At 40.4% G+C, this 17,637-nt stretch carries 15 protein-coding genes and 1 tRNA gene; 7 read left to right on the forward strand and 9 right to left on the reverse strand.

The window, feature by feature from the left end; all coding sequences use genetic code 11:
• Positions 1-284: 284 nt before the first annotated feature.
• From ACTQ1L_RS12450 to dnaA, 9 genes are all read right to left on the reverse strand, one after another.
• A tRNA-Ser gene (locus ACTQ1L_RS12450) sits at positions 285-372 on the reverse strand.
• Positions 373-464: 92 nt separating this feature from the next.
• Positions 465-1,016: a Fe-S-containing hydro-lyase gene (locus tag ACTQ1L_RS12455; protein WP_022293859.1), complete on the reverse strand. Its 552-nt coding sequence runs from the start codon at positions 1,014-1,016 to the stop codon at positions 465-467.
• 253 nt (positions 1,017-1,269) lie between these two features.
• A complete protein-coding gene (locus ACTQ1L_RS12460; RefSeq protein WP_441367478.1) occupies positions 1,270-2,115 on the reverse strand; it encodes a fumarate hydratase in 846 nt (281 codons plus the stop codon).
• 340 nt (positions 2,116-2,455) lie between these two features.
• Positions 2,456-5,014, reverse strand: coding sequence for a DNA gyrase subunit A (gene gyrA, locus ACTQ1L_RS12465; RefSeq protein WP_441367479.1), 2,559 nt, complete (start codon positions 5,012-5,014; stop codon positions 2,456-2,458).
• A gap of 18 nt (positions 5,015-5,032) precedes the next feature.
• Complete coding sequence (gene gyrB, locus ACTQ1L_RS12470) at positions 5,033-6,970, reverse strand: DNA topoisomerase (ATP-hydrolyzing) subunit B (RefSeq protein WP_117686663.1); 1,938 nt, start codon at positions 6,968-6,970, stop codon at positions 5,033-5,035.
• Positions 6,963-8,051 carry a DNA replication/repair protein RecF gene (gene recF / locus ACTQ1L_RS12475; RefSeq protein ID WP_441367481.1) on the reverse strand — a complete coding sequence of 363 codons (1,089 nt, stop codon included), beginning with the start codon at positions 8,049-8,051 and terminating at the stop codon, positions 6,963-6,965. Before recF ends, gyrB begins: the two co-directional genes overlap by 8 nt.
• The gene (locus tag ACTQ1L_RS12480) at positions 8,051-8,266 is read right to left on the reverse strand and encodes an RNA-binding S4 domain-containing protein (RefSeq protein WP_012740938.1); all 216 of its coding nucleotides are present in this window, start codon (positions 8,264-8,266) and stop codon (positions 8,051-8,053) included. Before ACTQ1L_RS12480 ends, recF begins: the two co-directional genes overlap by 1 nt.
• Positions 8,267-8,274: 8 nt before the next feature.
• The gene (gene dnaN / locus ACTQ1L_RS12485) at positions 8,275-9,387 is read right to left on the reverse strand and encodes a DNA polymerase III subunit beta (RefSeq protein WP_441367483.1); all 1,113 of its coding nucleotides are present in this window, start codon (positions 9,385-9,387) and stop codon (positions 8,275-8,277) included.
• Between the two features lie 285 nt (positions 9,388-9,672).
• Entirely contained in the window at positions 9,673-11,034 is a 1,362-nt protein-coding gene (gene dnaA, locus ACTQ1L_RS12490) for a chromosomal replication initiator protein DnaA (RefSeq protein ID WP_015569399.1), read from the reverse strand.
• 437 nt (positions 11,035-11,471) lie between these two features.
• On the opposite strand from dnaA, the gene rpmH reads away from it, so the two are divergent.
• From rpmH to mnmG, 7 genes are all read left to right on the forward strand, one after another.
• Positions 11,472-11,606, forward strand: a complete 135-nt coding sequence (rpmH, locus tag ACTQ1L_RS12495) for a 50S ribosomal protein L34 (protein ID WP_321111316.1) — start codon at positions 11,472-11,474, stop codon at positions 11,604-11,606.
• Between the two features lie 58 nt (positions 11,607-11,664).
• On the forward strand, positions 11,665-12,012 hold the full coding sequence (gene rnpA / locus ACTQ1L_RS12500; protein WP_321111313.1) for a ribonuclease P protein component: 348 nt from the start codon (positions 11,665-11,667) through the stop codon (positions 12,010-12,012).
• A 26-nt stretch (positions 12,013-12,038) separates the two neighbouring features.
• Positions 12,039-12,248: a membrane protein insertion efficiency factor YidD gene (yidD, locus tag ACTQ1L_RS12505; RefSeq protein WP_321111331.1), complete on the forward strand. Its 210-nt coding sequence runs from the start codon at positions 12,039-12,041 to the stop codon at positions 12,246-12,248.
• A 17-nt stretch (positions 12,249-12,265) separates the two neighbouring features.
• Entirely contained in the window at positions 12,266-13,582 is a 1,317-nt protein-coding gene (locus ACTQ1L_RS12510) for a YidC/Oxa1 family membrane protein insertase (protein WP_441367485.1), read from the forward strand.
• A 12-nt stretch (positions 13,583-13,594) separates the two neighbouring features.
• Complete coding sequence (gene jag, locus ACTQ1L_RS12515) at positions 13,595-14,221, forward strand: RNA-binding cell elongation regulator Jag/EloR (RefSeq protein ID WP_441367487.1); 627 nt, start codon at positions 13,595-13,597, stop codon at positions 14,219-14,221.
• A gap of 83 nt (positions 14,222-14,304) precedes the next feature.
• Positions 14,305-15,681 carry a tRNA uridine-5-carboxymethylaminomethyl(34) synthesis GTPase MnmE gene (gene mnmE, locus ACTQ1L_RS12520; protein WP_441367488.1) on the forward strand — a complete coding sequence of 459 codons (1,377 nt, stop codon included), beginning with the start codon at positions 14,305-14,307 and terminating at the stop codon, positions 15,679-15,681.
• Positions 15,682-15,687: 6 nt separating this feature from the next.
• On the forward strand, positions 15,688-17,628 hold the full coding sequence (mnmG, locus tag ACTQ1L_RS12525) for a tRNA uridine-5-carboxymethylaminomethyl(34) synthesis enzyme MnmG (protein ID WP_022293852.1): 1,941 nt from the start codon (positions 15,688-15,690) through the stop codon (positions 17,626-17,628).
• Positions 17,629-17,637 lie beyond the last annotated feature (9 nt).

Genomic DNA, 17,637 nt, shown 5'->3' on the forward strand with positions numbered 1-17,637 from the left:
CAAATTCTGAATTTACTGTTTTAAAGGTCTTCAATTTTCATTGAAGCGTTCTGATTGATTCTCAAAATCTTTCAAGGTTTCTCACTGTTCAGTTATCAATGTTCTTTGTTTTGCTTTCTTGCGACAGCCTGATTATTTTATCAAATCGCTGTTCGTTTGTCAAGAACTTTTTTATTTTTTTAACTCTGTTTTAAGTTCTCTGTCTTGCGACAGCTTATTTATTCTATCAAAATGTTTTTCATTTGTCAAGAACTTTTTTAAATTATTTTATGTAGAAGATAAAGCGGAGAAGGAGGGATTTGAACCCTCGCGCCAGTTTCCCGACCTATACCCTTAGCAGGGGCACCTCTTCGACCACTTGAGTACTTCTCCAAAGTCTTTACATAAATTATTTAAATGTTTTACGCACTTACGTGACGCATTGTTTATTCTATAAAATTTTCTTTGTTTTGTCAATAGTATTTTTATATTTTTTTAAATTCTTTTATTGAAGTCTCGTACAGATTGTTTCCTTCACTGTCTATTACCACAATTACCGGGAAATCTTCTACGTATATCTTTCTTATTGCCTCTGCACCGAGATCATCATAGCAGATTACTTCTGATGATTTTATGCATTTTGAAAGGAGAGCGCCTGCTCCACCGACTGCGGCAAAATACACTGCTTTATTGCGAATGACTGCATCTATTACTTCTTTTGATCTTTTTCCTTTGCCAATCATTGCTTTTTCACCTAAATCAAGCAGTCTTGGGGCATACTTGTCCATTCTTGTTGCTGTTGTAGGTCCGGCTGAGCCAATTGGACGTCCATCTCTGGCCGGTGATGGTCCCATATAGTAGATTGTCGAATCCTTTATATCTATTGGCAGTTCCTCTTTACGGTCCAGCGCCTCTATCATTCTTTTGTGTGCAGCATCTCTTGCCACATACATTTCACCTGTTATGTATACATAGTCTCCTGATTTCAGGTCTTTTGTTATTTTCTGTGTGATTGGAGTTGTTATATGTTTTTCCATTTTTTTCTCCTGATTCTTTTATTTTTACTGTATTTTGTATCTATACAGAACCACTGAGAATAAAAATGCTGATACTCGTTCTTTCATGTAAACAGTATTTTTTCTCAAGATGGCTCGTAATAGTTACTGAATTTTTATTTTCCAGCATAATATAACCTGTAATAATTATAGCTTTTTTAATTACGGTTCACATTTAATTGTAGCTGTAACAATTAAAATTGCCACTTTCTTTCTTCTTCTATGCAGTAAATCTTTACAATTCCTTCACTACATGGCGGTTTACGTGACAGCAAATATTTACCGCAACCGGCAATCCTGCAATGTGGGTTGGATATGTGTTTATGTTTACTGCGAGGGCAGTAGTGCTTCCGCCGAGTCCTCCAGGCCCTATACCCAGATTATTAATTTTTTCAAGCATCTCTTTTTCAAGCTCTGCCACATACTCTATGTCTGAATGTTTGCCTGCTTCTCTTGTCAGCGCTTTCTTTGCCATTATTGCGCATTTTTCAAAGGTTCCACCGACTCCGACTCCGACAACCATAGGAGGACATGCGTTTGGCCCTGCATCTGAAACTGCTGTCAGAATCGCGTTTTTTACTCCCTCTATACCATCTGCCGGCTTTAACATAAATACACGACTCATGTTTTCGCTTCCAAATCCCTTTGGTGCAAAGGTTATTTTGACTTTGTCCCCGGAAACTATTGAGTAATGGATGACTGCAGGTGTGTTGTCCTTTGTATTTTCCCTGATGAGCGGATCCTTTACCACTGATTTTCTCAGATAACCGTCTGTGTAGCCCTGTCTGACGCCTTCATTTATGGCATCCTCCAATACGCCTCCCGTAAAATGGACATCCTGGCCTATTTCTATGAAAAAAACTGCCATTCCGGTATCCTGACATATCGGTATCATATCCTCGCCTGCTATTTTTAAGTTTTCCTGTAGCTGGTTTAATATTTTTTTACCTAAAGGTGATTCTTCATTTGCTGTTGCAGCTTTAAGTGCCTTGTCCATGTCCGGCGAAAGAAAATGATTTGCCTGTATGCACATTTCCTTTATTGCAGCTGTTATTTCTGAAACGTTTATTTCCCTGATCATTTCTTTTCCTCTCTTTTTATTCTCTGTATTTTAAATATTTTTATTGTATTCTTAACTAATCAGAATCATGCTTCTGAATAGTTACTTGTTCTTCACCACTCTATACACCTGATTTTAAATTCCAGCACCTTTTATCCACAATTCAATATTATTTTTTGTGTTTTTGTGGATAAACATATTTATTTTTCCGTATTATGTTTATTTATTACTATTCAAAACATCTGAAACGCAAATATGTTGCATAGTGCTTGCATGTAAACATTTTTTCGCAATAAGGCTCGAATAGTATCACCACATTCGCAAAAAGCAGGATCTTATGACCCTGCTTTTATGAATTTAGTTATGCTTCTGTATTATTTTCGATAGCTTCGGCATGTGAATTATTATTTTCTTGTGAGTCTTCGTCACTATTTTCTGATTCGTCAGTCTCTGCCTTAGATTCCTCAGGTGGCATGAGAGTCTTATCCTCTACTACCTTTGCGATGCTGGCTACGCTCACACCTTCCTTTAGGTTGATAAGCTTGACACCTGTTGTGATTCGTCCAAGCACTGTTACATCACTTACCTGGATTCTGATGATAATGCCCTCTGTTGTGATGAGCATGAGCTCGTCATCGTTTTCAACTGATTTGACTCCTACGAGATTACCTGATTTTTCTGTAATCTTGTAGCATTTTACTCCCTTACCGCCACGGTTTTGTGTGGTAAATTCGTCAATTCGTGTACGTTTTCCAAGGCCGTTTGATGATACTAAAAGCACAGCCTCACCCATTGATGCGGTCTGCATTGCGATTATTACATCACTTGGTGCAAGATTCATTCCGATAACACCCATGGTTGTACGGCCTGTTGAGCGCACATCTGTCTCCTTGAATCTGATACACTGTCCGAATTTGGTGAAGAGCAAAATATCCTCTGAATTGTCTGTGACCTTGACCTCTATGAGTTTGTCGTCCTCGCGCAGATTGATTGCTGCAAGTCCGTTCTTTCGGATATTCTCATAATCCTTTATCGGTGTTTTCTTGACTATTCCGTTTCTTGTAGCCATGAACAGATACTTATCATCCTCGTATTCTTTGATTGGAATCATGGCTGTTATTTTCTCATCAGGCTGAAGCGGTATGAGATTGATGATGGCTGTGCCTCTTGATGTACGGCTTGCCTCAGGTATCTCATATGCCTTGATTCTGTATACTCTTCCTGTATTTGTGAAAAACATCAGGTAGTGGTGTGATGTGGTCATGAGCATCTCGACGATATAATCATCCTCGATTGTCTCCATTCCCTTTATTCCCTTGCCACCGCGATGCTGAGCCTTGAAATTGTCAGTGCTCATGCGCTTTATGTAGCCTACCTTTGTCATTGTTATGACTGTGTTTGTCTCAGGAATGAGATCCTCCATCGACATATCATACTCGTCATAGCCTATCTCTGTCTTTCTGTCGTCACCGTATTTATCAGCGATTGCGATGATTTCCTCCCTGATTACTCCAAGAAGCTTTTTCTCATCGGCAAGGATAGCCTTTAACTGCTCAATCTGAGCCATGAGCTCCTTATACTCAGCCTCGAGCTTTTCTCTTTCCAGCCCTGTAAGAGCCTTAAGACGCATATCGACAATTGCCTGTGACTGCTCATCTGACAGGCCAAATCTCTCCATCAATCTGGTCTTTGCCTGCTGTGTGGTCTGGCTTGAGCGGATAATACTTATTACCTCGTCTATGTTGTCCTGGGCAATAATGAGACCCTCTACAATATGTGCCCTGGCCTCTGCCTTGTCTAGATCAAACTTTGTACGTCTGGTCACTACATCCTTCTGGTGGATGAGATAGTAATTGAGCAGATCGTATAGATTTAATACCTTTGGCTCTCCGTTTACAAGTGCAAGGTTTATTACTCCAAACGTATCCTGAAGCTGTGTATGTTTGAAAAGCAGATTTAAAACTACACTCGGGTTCACATCTCGGCGAAGCTCTACCACGATTCTCATTCCCTCACGGCTTGTCTCGTCGCGGAGGTCTGTTATTCCATCTATCTTTTTGTCCTTATGAAGCTCGGCTATTTTCTCAATAAGACGAGCTTTGTTTACGTTGTATGGAAGCTCTGTCACTACAATTCTGTTTTTGCCGTTTTCCATAGGCTCGATATTGGTGACAGCACGGACTCTTATTTTGCCACGGCCTGTTCTGTAAGCCTCTTTGATGCCACTTGTTCCGAGAATTATGCCGCCTGTAGGGAAATCCGGTCCCTTTACCACATCGATAAGCTCATCAATTGTGGTTTCTTTGTCCTCGATATCGTTGTCGATAAGGCGCACTACGGCATTGACCACTTCACGCAGATTGTGAGGTGGGATATTGGTTGCCATACCTACCGCGATTCCTGTGGTTCCGTTTACTAAAAGGTTTGGATATCTTGATGGGAGCACTGTAGGCTCTTTTTCTGTCTCATCAAAGTTTGGCTCAAAATCTACTGTATTTTTGCCGATATCCTTGATTAATTCAAGAGAAATCTTTGAGAGTCTTGCCTCTGTGTATCGCATGGCGGCGGCTCCGTCTCCATCGACTGAACCAAAGTTTCCATGACCGTCCACGAGTGTGTATCTCATAGACCAGTCCTGTGCCATATTTACGAGTGCTCCATAGATTGAGCTGTCTCCGTGTGGGTGGTATTTACCCATTGTATCACCGACAATACGCGCACATTTTCTATGTGGCTTGTCAGGTGTATTTCCGAGTTCGACCATAGAGTAGAGTACTCGCCTCTGAACAGGCTTTAATCCGTCCCTGACATCAGGGAGGGCACGGCTTGCAATAACGCTCATCGCGTAATCTATGTAGGAGCTCTCCATTGTTTTTTTCAAATCGACCTGCTGTATCTGGTCAAAAATTTTGTCGTCCACTTAAATTACTCCTCCCTGCTAGATGTCAAGATTTGTTACATACTTGGCATTAGCTTCAATAAATTCTTTTCTTGGCTCTACTTTATCACCCATCAGTGTGGTAAATGTCACATCAAGCTCAGATGAATTTTCTCCGTCTATCATGACCTGTTTCAAAATTCTGTGTTCAGGATCCATTGTTGTCTCCCAAAGCTGATCAGCATCCATCTCGCCAAGTCCCTTGTATCGCTGGATCTTGTTATTATTGTCACGGCCTATGTCATTTAAAATCTGCTTGAGCTCGTCATCATCGTAGGCATACCATACACCCTTGTTTTTCTCCACCTTGTAAAGTGGCGGGGTAGCCAGGTATACATGTCCCTCCTTGATCAGATCAGGCATGAATCTGTAGAGGAAGGTGAGCATGAGAGTAGCGATATGGGCACCATCTACATCGGCATCTGTCATGATGATTATCTTGTCATAACGCAGCTTTGTTATATCAAAATCCTCATGAATTCCTGTTCCGAATGCTGTAATCATGGCTCTGATTTCTGCATTGTCATATATACGGTCAAGTCTTGCCTTTTCAACATTCAGTATCTTGCCTCGCAGAGGTAAAATTGCCTGTGTAGCACGGCTTCTTGCTGTCTTTGCAGAACCGCCGGCTGAATCTCCCTCGACTATGAAAATTTCACAGTTTTTAGGATCCTTGTCTGAGCAGTCAGCCAGCTTGCCCGGCAGAGTACCTCCATCGAGAGAGGTCTTTCTTCTGGTCAGGTCTCTTGCTTTTCTTGCGGCCTCTCTGGCTCTCTGTGCTAAAAGTGATTTCTCACAGATATTTTTGGCTACATCAGGATTCTGCTCGAGGAAATATGTGAGTTTTTCCGATACAACTGCATCTACGGCTCCTCTGGCCTCACTGTTTCCAAGCTTCTGCTTTGTCTGTCCCTCGAACTGAGGCTCCTCAATCTTGATACTGATGATTGCGGTAAGTCCCTCACGGATATCATCACCTGTCAGAGCCGGATCTGAATCCTTAAGTATCTTTTTCTCACGCGCATAGGCATTGAAGGTCTTTGTCAGGGCATTTCTAAAGCCTGCGAGATGAGTACCTCCCTCAGGTGTGATTACATTGTTTACAAAGCTGAAGGTTGAATCATTAAACGAATCATTGTGCTGCAATGCAACCTCAACATAAACACCGTTTTGTGTTCCCTCACAGTAGATTACCTCATCATAGAGAGCCTCCTTGCCACGGTTAAGATACTCTACAAATTCCTTGATTCCGCCCTCATAGTGGAATACATGATTGTGATGGCTGTTCTCACGCACATCCTTTAAAGTAATCTTAAGTCCTTTTGTGAGGAAGGCTGTCTCTCTGAGACGCTGCTTTAAGGTATCGTAGTCATACACTGTCTCCTCAAAAATCTCCGGATCCGGCAGAAAATGCACCTTTGTACCATGAAGCGACTCGTCACACTGTCCAACAATCTTTACTGTATCGTCTGTTTTGCCACGCTTGTAGCTTTGTCTGTAAATATTTCCGTCCTTGTAGACCTCAACTGTCAGCCATGTGGAAAGAGCATTTACTACAGATGCACCAACTCCGTGCAGACCGCCTGATACCTTATAGCCTCCACCGCCGAATTTACCACCTGCGTGAAGCACTGTAAAAACGACCTCAAGTGCTGATTTTTTTGCTTTATGATTGGTTCCGACCGGAATTCCTCGTCCATCATCCTGTACTGTTATGGAATTGTCCTCTTCGATTGTTACCTCGATATTTTTACAATAACCGGCTAAGGCCTCATCAACTGCATTGTCCACTATCTCGTAAACCAGATGATGAAGTCCTCTCGAAGACGTACTGCCGATATACATACCCGGTCTTTTTCTGACAGCCTCAAGACCCTCAAGTATCTGAATCTGGTCAGCTCCGTATTCCTGATTGTTCTGCTGTATTTCTTTACTCATCAATAACCTCCACCTGGCCCTTCACGACATGAAAGACCTTGTCCACCTGAAATCTATTTTTTACAAATTCATCAAGTCCCGTACAAGTGATAATGGTCTGTGTATCACTTAAGCTGTTGAGCAGATAGTTCTGCCTGTTTCCATCCAGCTCTGAAAGCACATCATCCAGTAAAAGCACGGGAGTGCTGTTTATATTTGTCTTTACAAGACTAATCTCAGAAAGCTTGAGTGAGAGAGCAGATGTCCTCTGCTGTCCCTGCGAGCCGTATTTTCTGATATCCACACCGTCCACTGAAAAAAGCATATCGTCCCTGTGCGGTCCAACGGTTGTCTGACACAGCTTCAAATCCCTGCTTCTTGCCTTAAGCAGCTCGTCCTCGAAAAAAATATCATCAATGCTTGGCTCATATTTGAGTATAAGCTTCTCCCTGCCTCCCGAAATATTGCTGTGAATGTCCTGTATTATCTCATTTAGCTCATTAACAAACTCGCGCCGCTTTTTTATAACATGCCTGCCATACTCAAGAAGCTGCATATCCCATACCTGAAGTGTATCAATCAAATCAGGTCTGTAAGCTATATCCTTTAACAGTCTGTTCCTCTGAACTAATGTCTTATTATACTTACTCAGGTTAGACAGATATATTTTGTCAAGCTGACAAAGCTCCAAATCTATAAATCTGCGTCTCTCGGCAGGACCGTTTTTGATAATATTGAGATCCTCAGGAGAGAAAAACACAATATTCAAAATACCAAACAGCTCACTCGCTTTTTTGATCGGCATTTTATTGATGGCCACACCCTTTGCACCGTTTTTTCGCAGATGCATGTCAATCCGGTATTCCTTGTCATTTTTTTCGACAATTGTCCTGATATGTGCCTCATCCTCGCCAAAACGGATCATTTCCTTGTCCTTGCTGCCCTTGTGCGACTTTGTAGTGCCGCTCAAATATGCAGCCTCAAGTATATTGGTCTTGCCCTGGGCATTATCGCCGTAGATTATGTTGGTTTCACTGTCAAAGCTGATATCCAGTTTTTCGTAATTTCTGAAATTACTCAGTTGGATTGACTTAATAATCATTATTTAACAACCTTAACTGTTTCGCCGTCATATGAGAAAACATCTCCGTCGTGAAGCTTTTTTCCTCTCTGAAGCTCAGTCTCACCGTTTACAGTCACCTGACCATCCTGAATAACAATTTTTGCCTCAACTCCCGAGCTCACAAGGTCAGCCTTTTTAAGAGCCTGTCCCAGCTTAATGAACTCATCCTGTTCTCTTATAGAAATCTGTTTCATAAAATCTCCTAGTTTGCTGCTGTATTAAAATTTACCGGAAGAATGAGGTAAATAAACTTGCCATCATCATCCTTAATGAAGCATGGTGCCTTTGGATTGACCATGTATAAATTAACCTCCTCCTCATCGATAACACGAAGTGCATCTATGAAGAACTTAGGATTAAAGCCTATCATAATATCTTTTCCATCTTTGTCGATATCGATGTCCTCATTCATGGAACCGATAAATGAATTGATGCGAAGCTCCATATTGCCATCTGTGATATTCATGATAATAGGCTTCTTATCTCCCTCCTTGACAAGAAGAGTAGCACGGTCTATACAGTCAAGAAGCTCACGCTTATTGATTCGAACCTTAGTGTCGTAGTCAGATGAGAGCATCTGGTCAATCTTAAAGTACTCACCCTCTATGAGGCGGGATACAACGGTAGTTTCTTCAAACTCAAAAACGATATGATTATTGGTGATGTATATAACAACATCCTCATCAGCTGAACCCGGAATAATCTTGCTTATTTCCTGCAGAGTCTTGCCAGGAACAACAACCTTCTTGCTGTCATAGTGATTTTTCATCTCGATATATCTGATAGATATTCTGTGTCCGTCAAGAGAAACAACTCGAAGCTTATTCTCCTCAATCTCAAAAAGCTCACCTGTCATCAGTTTATTGTTGTCATTGTCGGCAATTGAAAAAATTGTCTGTCTGATAACCTCTTTAAGGGTAAATTGTGAGAGGACAATAGACTCATTTCTCTCAACATATGGTATGTAAGAAAAATCATCACCTGATTTTCCGATGATATTGAACTTGGCCTTTTCACATGATATGACGGTCTTAAAGGAAGCATCTGTCTCAATTGTTACATCATTGTCAGGAAGCTTTCTCACTATTTCTGAAAAAATCTTGGCATCAAGAGCAATAATTCCTCTCTCTTCGATAGTTCCGTCTATTATTGTTTCGATTCCAAGCTCCATATCGTTAGCCATAAGCTTAATCTCGTTCGCGGATGCATCAATCAGTATGCACTCGAGAATTGCCATTGTAGTACGTGTAGGTACTGCCTTCGATACGATATTAACACCTTTCAGTAAATTTGCTTTTGAACAAATAAGTTTCATTTGGAAAAACTCCTTCCTGCGCGTATATATAAATATTTAAAAGATATTCGTAATCTTCTTCTTAGGGGCTGTTAAAAAGTTCAAAACCCCTTCAAAGCCTTTAAAGACAAGCTTTAAGCGGCTTGATAACTTGCTTAAAAGCCTGTTGAAGTAAAAATGATAAAAATTGATAACTTTTTATTCACTTTCCTTCAACCTGTCATTAACATGCTCATGTGGAAATAAAAGCAAGGTTATAACCAAATTATTAACATGCAAATGAGCACATATATAAATAGGTAGAAACTAATTTGGATTAATCTTTTTCTTGATAGTTTCTATTAGAGTACGTGTACTGTCATTCTCCTCGTAATCCTTGGTGACCTTCTTGATGCCGTGGATGATAGTAGAGTGGTCTCTGCCGCCTAAAAGCTGGCCGATTACATCAAGTGAATCAGAGGTCATGGTCTTGCAGAGGTACATGGCAATCTGTCTTGGACGTGCAATCTCGCTGCTTCTGGTCTTTGAAATCATCTGGTCCACAGAGATGTGGAAATGCTCTGAAACTACCTCAATGATGAGCTGTGCAGTGATTTCTCTTGGCTTGTCAGGCGTTATGATATTGGAAAGCTCCCTCTCAGCGATATCCATAGTGATGTGAGTATGCTCGAGATTGTGGAAGGCTAAAAGCTTGTTTAAGGCTCCCTCAAGCTCACGGATGTTGGAGCTGATGTTTGAAGCAATGTAGTTTAAGATATCATCATCTATATCAAAATTGTCAGTTTCAGCTTTCTTACGGAGGATAGCCATCCTCGTCTCATAGTCAGGAGTACCGATATCAGCCATCAGTCCCCACTCGAAACGGGAACGGATGCGCTCCTCAAGAGTCTCCATCTCCTTAGGCGGCTTATCAGAGGTAAGGATAATCTGCTTGCCCTGTGTCTGCAGTGTGTTGAAGGTGTGGAAAAACTCCTCCTGAGTACTTTCCTTTCCTATGATGAACTGGATATCATCAATCATGAGCACATCTACAGTCCTGTATTTGTCACGGAACTTTGTCATGGCAGAAGAATTACCGTTACGGATAGATTCGATAACCTCGTTGGTAAACTCTTCAGAAGTAACATAAAGCACCTTGGTATCAGGATTCTGGTCAATGATGAAATGACCTATTGAATGCATAAGATGAGTCTTGCCAAGTCCCGGACCACCATATATATATAGCGGATTGTATGCTTCACCCGGGCTTTCTGCCACTGCAAGAGAAGCAGAATGGGCAAACCTGTTATTATTACCTACGACAAAGGTGTCAAATGTATAGTTAGGGTTTAAGTTTGAGTGATCCCCCTTTACAGGAGTCTGTGGCTCAAGCTGTGGAGTATCATTGTTTTTAAACTTAAGACTCTGAGCCTGATCCGGTAAAATAAACTGGATATCATACTCGATACCTGTCACCTCACCTATAGCTACCTTAAGAGGAAGATAATATTTTTTGTTGATATAGCTGAGCCCCATCTGCTCAGACGGAACGAGAATATACAGTGTATTGCCGTCTATGGCGAACACCTCAAGCGGTTTTATCCACGTATTAAAGGAAACGTCTGTCAGACCATGCTCTTCCTTGACCATCTGTAGTATTTCATTCCACTTTTCCATTACTTTATCCATCAAAGTTCTCCATTATTTAACATATAAAGAGTATATTATGGGAATGTTCTCCACAATCCCATACATACTATATAGTACACTATTTTTGGCATTTAGGCAATGTAAAAAGATTTACAAAAATGCTTTATTCACATTTTTTAACCACAAATATACAAAGTTACCAACATGTTATTCACATATTGTGGATAACTTTTTGATATCTTGATAACTTTCCACAATATGTTGGTCACAATAGGTGGTTTATATCAAAATATAGACGGTTATCAAGAATTATTATATATATAGAAGAAACTCGTTTTCCACATTTTTATTGTGGAATGTAAATCGATAAAAAAATATATGTAGAAATTTAAAGAAAATTGAGAAAATCCTTGACACAACAGGAATTTTTGTTATAATTATACCGATGTTTTTTAACGTAAAGGAGGTGGATATATATGAAGATGACATTCCAACCTAAGAAGAGACAGAGAGCAAAAGTTCATGGATTCAGACAGAGAATGAAAACTGCTAGCGGAAGAAAAGTAATCGCAGCCAGAAGATTAAAAGGAAGAAAAAAATTATCAGCATAGGCCACAATTTTTGTGGTCTTTTCTTCATTTTTGATTGTTTTTAGAAGGACAGTTTCAAATGAAATTTTCAGATTCGTTGAAAAAAAACAAGGATTTTCAGAATGTATATAATAACGGTGTATCGTTTGCTAACAGATACCTCGTTATGTATGTTCTGAAAAATAACACAGAAAATAATCGTATAGGTATATCAGTTAGCAAAAAAGTTGGAAATAGTGTTATTAGACATCATATTACTCGTCTCGTGAGAGAGAGTTACAGACTACATGAGGACATGTTCGATAGTGGTTTGGACATCGTAGTCATCGCAAGAGTTGCAGCGCGGCATGTGGGTTATAAGGAAATAGAAAGTGCTGTTTTACATCTTGGAGGTCTTCACAGTATTATTAAGAAACAAAATATTTGAATAATGAAAAAGAAGATGGAATCGTTTTGAAAAGTATCTTGATATGTTTGATTAAATTTTATAGGAAGTATATTTCCCCGATGAAATCAACGAAATGCCCATATTGTCCGACCTGCTCAGAGTATGGTTTGCAGGCTGTGCAAAAGTACGGTGCCATAAAGGGTGGTCTGCTTGCGGCATGGAGGATATTGAGATGTAATCCTTTTTCGAAGGGTGGGTATGATCCGGTTCCATAGCAGCAATGGAGGTTTTTATGTCGGACATTTTATTAACCGCATATCCAGGCTCTATTCTTGGACCAATTGCCAAGCTTCTCGGTATGCTGATGGATTGGATATACAGTGGTATATCTAATATTACAGGTGGAAGAGTTGAGAGCGTTGTACTCAGTATTGTAATTATTACGATTATAATCTATATGTGTCTGTTGCCACTGACTATAAAGCAGCAGAAGTTTTCTAAGCTATCACAGAAAATGCAGCCTGAGATGCAGGCTATCCAGGCTAAATATAAAAATAAAAAGGACCAGGCTTCAATGATGGCCATGCAGGAGGAGACACAGCTTTTGTACCAGAAGTACGGTATTTCTCCGATGGGAAGCTGTGTGCAGATGCTTATACAGATGCCTATTCTGCTTGCATTGTATCGTGTATTTTACAATATCCCTGCTTATCTTAGCGGAGTTAAGGGCTCTTTTACAGGGCTTGTTGATTCAATTCAGCAGACAAGCGGATATCAGGATACACTTGTCAGTCTGATGGAAAAATATAATGTTGTCACATCAAGCGGTCTTAACGCTTCAAATGCGGCTTCAAAGCTTGCTGATGCAAGTGGTGATGCTTTAAGCAATTATATCATTGATATCCTTTATAAGCTTCCTTCAAAGGGCTGGGATGCTCTTATGGACGGTAAGTTTTTTGATGGTATCCAGAGCGCAGTTGAGAAGACACATGATGCGTTACTGCATTTCAACTACTTTTTGGGACTGAATATCTCAGATACACCTTGGTATATCATAAAGAGCAACTTTACGGACAAGCCTGATAAGTGGTTACTTTTTGTAATACTTGCACTGCTTATTCCTGTACTGTCATATCTGACACAGATGATCAATATCAAGCTTATGCCACAGGCTACAAACGGCAATGATCAGATGGCAAGCCAGATGAAGATGATGAATCTCATGATGCCGCTTATGTCATTATTTTTCTGCTTTACAGTTCCTGTAGGTCTTGGTATTTACTGGATCTGCTCTGCACTTGTAAGAGGTATCCAGCAGTTCTTCGTAAACAGACATATCGAGAATCTTGATCTTGAGGCTGTTATGGCAAAGAACGAGGAAAAGGCAAAGAAGAAGAGAGAAAAAATGGGACTGTCCGAGGATTATATAAAGAAGGCAGCTCAGATTAAGACAAAGTCAATTGAAAATAAGGCAAACGTATCTGCATCAGCAGACACAGAGGAGAAGCTGGCAAAGGCTGCTGAGTACAAGGCTAATGCAAAGGCAGGCTCACTTGCTTCAAAGGCTAATATGGTTAAAGAGTTTAATGAACGCAATTCACGCAAATAGGGGGAGAAAATAGTGGAATACATTGAAGTATCTGCAAAAACAATTGACGATGCTTTGACAGAGGCATCTATTAAACTTGGAACAACAAGCGATAAGCTCGAGTATGAGGTAATTGATAAGGGAAGCAATGGTTTCCTTGGAATTGGCAGCCGTGATGCCGTCATCAAGGTTAAAAAGGCCGAGGCAAGTGTTGAGGATGAGATTCGCGAATTCCTTGATAGTGTGTTTAAGGCAATGAAGCTTGAGGTTACTATTGATATCAAAGTGGATGAGGACAACAGAAATGTTGATGTTGAGCTTAACGGATCTGAGATGGGCGTTTTAATCGGCAAGAGAGGTCAGACTCTCGATTCACTCCAGTACCTTACAAATCTTGCTATCAATAAGCAGTCTGAGAATTACTACAGAGTAAAGATTGATACTGAGGATTACAGAAAGAGAAGAAGAGAGACTCTTGAGAATCTTGCAAAGAATATTTCATTCAAGGTTAAGCGTACAAAGAGACCTGTTTCTCTTGAGCCGATGAATCCTTTTGAGAGAAGAGTGATTCATTCTGCGCTTCAGAATGATAGATTTGTTGAAACACACAGCGAGGGTGATGAGCCTTACAGACACGTTGTTGTGACACTTAAGAAATAATAGATATAAATCATTAAAAGGGTATCTGGTTTCAGGTATCCTTTTTGAATATATATTATCTTAGAATTTTTGAGGAATTTCATATGCAAAATGATACGATAGCGGCTATTGCCACAGCTATGTCTCCGTCAGGAATCGGAATTATCAGGATAAGCGGAGATGATGCACTTTCGGTAATAGACAGGATTTATAAAAGTAAGAATAAAAAAAAGAAAATAAGCGCCTGTCAGTCACATACCATTCATTATGGTTTTATATATGACGGCGATGAGAAAATAGATGAGGTTATGGTGCTTTTGATGAAGGCTCCCAATACATACACGAGGGAGGATACTGTGGAGATAGACTGCCACGGTGGTGTGTATGTGATGAAGAGAGTGCTTGAAGCCGTAATCAAAAACGGAGCAAGACCGGCAGAGCCCGGAGAGTTTACTAAAAGGGCATTTTTAAATGGCAGGATTGATTTATCCCAGGCAGAATCTGTTATAGATGTAATAAATTCAAAAAATGATTTTGCACTCAAAAGCTCTTTAAGCCAGCTAGGCGGAGCCGTGCTTGGAAGCATCAGGCAGATAAGAGAGCAGCTTTTGCATGAGATTGCGTTTATTGAGTCGGCACTTGACGACCCTGAACACATTTCTCTGGATGATTATCCACAAAAGCTACGTGCAATTGTGGATAACGAGTATGTGGAGATAGATAGTCTGTTAAAAACCTCAGATAATGGAAGGATTCTGAAGGAAGGAATAAACACAGTAATCATTGGAAAGCCAAATGCCGGAAAGTCATCGCTTTTAAATGTGCTTGTAGGAAGTGACAGGGCAATTGTTACTGATATAGCCGGAACCACGAGAGATGTGCTTGAGGAACAGATTAATATTGGTGGAATCACCTTAAATCTCGTTGATACTGCAGGCATCAGAAGCACAGAGGATGTTGTTGAAAAAATTGGTGTGAAAAAGGCTATGGAGCATGCCAATGGAGCTGATTTAATAATATATGTAGTTGATTCGTCAGTTGCACTTGATGATAATGATTATGATATTATCAATTTTATTAAGGATAAAAAGGCAGTCATTTTACTAAATAAGTCGGATCTGGCTTCAAAGGTGTCGGCAGATGATATAAAAAAGCTTTTGGATAAAACGGTTATTTCGGTTTCTGCAAAGGAAAGCTTGGGAATAGATGAGCTTTCTGATACAATAAAGGAAATGTTTTTTGATGGACAGGTGTCATTCAATGATGAGATTTATATCACAAATATCAGGCATAAAAAACTATTGTCAGATGCTAAGGAAAGTCTTAAGCTTGTTATGAACAGTATTGATGATGATATGCCGGAGGATTTTTATTCGATTGATTTGATGAGTGCGTATGAGTCACTCGGACTCATAATAGGAGAATCGGTTGAGGATGATCTGATGGATGAGATATTCAGTAAATTTTGTATGGGAAAGTAGGCAGTTATGTGCAGTAAGTTTGTTGAAGAAAATTATGATGTTGTTGTAGTTGGTGCAGGACATGCGGGATGTGAGGCAGCACTTGCGTGTGCCAGGCTTGGACTTGAGACTATTGTTTTCACGGTAAGTGTGGACAGTATAGCGCTCATGCCATGTAATCCGAATATCGGTGGAAGCTCGAAGGGGCATCTCGTCAGGGAGATTGATGCACTTGGCGGCGAGATGGGAAAAAACATTGACAAGACCTTTATCCAGTCAAAGATGCTAAATAAATCGAAGGGGCCTGCTGTTCATTCTCTCCGCGCGCAGGCAGATAAAGCGGAATATAGTATGGAAATGAGAAAAACCCTTCAAAATACCGACCATCTGACCATCAGACAGGGTGAGGTTTCTGAGATTGTTACCGATGAGAATAATAATATAGTCGGTGCAAAAACTACTTCGGGAGCTTTATATCATTGTAAGGCGATTGTGCTGTGTACCGGCACATATTTAAGAGCCAGATGCTTAACCGGCGAGATGATCACTCATACAGGTCCGAATGGACTTTTGGCTGCCAACCATCTGACTCAGTCGCTCATAGATCATGGAATTGAGATGCGCAGATTCAAAACAGGAACTCCAGCGCGTGTAGATAAGAGAAGTCTTGATTTTTCCAAGATGGAGGAACAGTTCGGTGACGAGAGGGTAGTGCCGTTTTCATTTACAACTGATCCTGAAAGTGTGCAGATTGATCAGGTTTCATGCTGGCTTACATATACTAATAGTAAGACCCATGAGATTATCAGAAACAATCTCGACCGTTCGCCGATTTATGCAGGTATCATAGAGGGAACAGGTCCGAGGTATTGTCCTTCAATAGAGGATAAGGTGGTTAAGTTTGCTGAGAAGGAAAGACATCAGATATTTATAGAGCCGGAGGGACTTAATACAAACGAGATGTATGTCGGAGGTATGTCTTCGTCTATGCCTGAGGATGTGCAGTATGAGATGTACCGCACTCTTCCGGGACTTGAAAACGTAAAGATAGTAAGAGATGCTTATGCCATAGAGTACGACTGTATCAATGCAAACCAGCTATATGCATCGCTCGAGTTTAAGAAAATACATGGTCTGTTCAGTGGTGGACAGTTCAACGGTTCGTCCGGATATGAGGAGGCAGCCTGTCAGGGACTTATCGCCGGCATTAATGCAGCCATGAAGATACTTGGCAAAAAGCCATTGATACTTGACAGGTCAGAAGCGTACATAGGTGTGTTGATAGATGATCTGGTCACTAAGAAAAATAGAGAACCTTACCGCATGATGACTTCAAGAGCGGAATATCGTCTCCTTTTAAGACAGGACAATGCAGATTTGCGTCTCACCGAGAAGGGATACGAGGTTGGTCTGATTTCAAAGGAAAGATATGACTATGTATGTAAAAAGAAAGAGCTTATTGACAAAGAAATAGAGAGAGTGTCACATGTAAATATCGGTGCAAGGGCTGATGTACAGGAGATTCTGAAGAAATACAACAGTATAGAGCTAAGCAACGGAACCACACTTGAGGAGCTTATCAGAAGACCTGAGCTGGATTATGACAAGCTCGCTCCGATAGATCCCGACAGACCTAAGTTATCTGATGACATAAGAGAACAGATTAATATTCTTATTAAGTACGCAGGGTATATTTCAAGACAGATCAAGCAGGTCTCTCATTTTAAGAAGCTTGAGAAAAAACTGTTACCTACTGATTTTGATTATAATACTATTTCGGGTCTGAGAATTGAAGCACAGCAGAAGTTGAATGAATTTCAGCCGCTTAGTATAGGTCAGGCATCCAGAATTTCAGGTGTCACACCGGCTGATATATCGGTTTTACTGGTATTTCTGGAACAATTAAAATACTCAAATCCTGATTTATTTTCTAGATTAAACCCAGATAATACAAGCGTTGAACAATAATAATGGAGA

Source organism: Agathobacter sp. LCP21S3_B2 (assembly GCF_052118705.1).
Lineage (GTDB): Bacteria > Bacillota > Clostridia > Lachnospirales > Lachnospiraceae > Roseburia.